Here is an 873-nt window from a genome sequence, read left to right as displayed (position 1 = left end):
AAACTCGCTGCGGTAAGGGCTGGTCTGGGATGGCAGGGCAAACATTCACTATTAATATCTAAGAAGTACGGAACATTTCTGGCTCTCGGTGGGATAATAACAGACGCTGTTCTTGAATATAGCACAGAAGAAGAATCCGATAAGTGCAAAAAATGCAACGAGTGCAAAGCGAGATGCCCTTCGGGAGCGTTGGATAGACCATATGTATTGAACAAAAGTAAGTGCCTTTCTAATTTATTACAGGTTGAGCCTCTGCCCGAGGAGGCACAAGAAGTTATGGATAACAGAATAGGTGATTGTGAAATATGCCAGGACGTCTGTCCGTGGAACAAAAAACATTTTAACAATCCGTTGGTAACGGAGATGACGAAAAGTTTTCAGTATAAGATCAAAGAGTGGGAAGATTTCTTTTATCTGCCGCATCTGGTTGATTTGTCCGAAAAAGAATATACTGAAAAGATAGGCCATCTCAACACAGATATTCCGTACAAATATTTTCATCGGAATGTTTTGATTGCATTGAAAAATGCCGATAGTGATAAAAATAGTTGGCCGAAAAAATCATAAAAGGAGCACAAGTGAATTTGGAAATAAGCCTTGATAATGATATTGAAAAAGATGAAGTCATAGCAATTTACAAAGCGAATAAATGGTCATCAGCTGAAAAACCCGAAATGCTAATCCCTGCCCTTAGAAATTCAGATTCAATAGTTACAGCAAGGATATCTGGAAAACTCGTCGGAATCGGAAATGCGCTGTCTGACGGATATCTGGTAGTCTATTATCCTCATATGCTGGTTCATCCTGAACATCATGGTAAAGGAATAGGCCGTGCTATGATGGAATGTCTACAACAAAAATATGTATCGTTTC

2 protein-coding genes are annotated in these 873 nt (G+C 39.3%); both read left to right on the top strand.

Translation table 11 applies throughout. The features are described from left to right. A partial coding sequence (locus ACYQ2M_RS25145) for an epoxyqueuosine reductase (RefSeq protein WP_459919151.1) occupies positions 1-567 on the top strand: 567 nt, incomplete at its 5' end. 11 nt (positions 568-578) lie between these two features. Further along, a partial coding sequence (locus ACYQ2M_RS25140; protein ID WP_459919150.1) for a GNAT family N-acetyltransferase occupies positions 579-873 on the top strand: 295 nt, incomplete at its 3' end.

Source organism: Desulfocicer niacini, assembly GCF_054657595.1.
The sequence above is the reverse complement of the archived record's forward strand: the minus strand, read 5'-3'. Positions and strand labels throughout refer to the sequence as shown.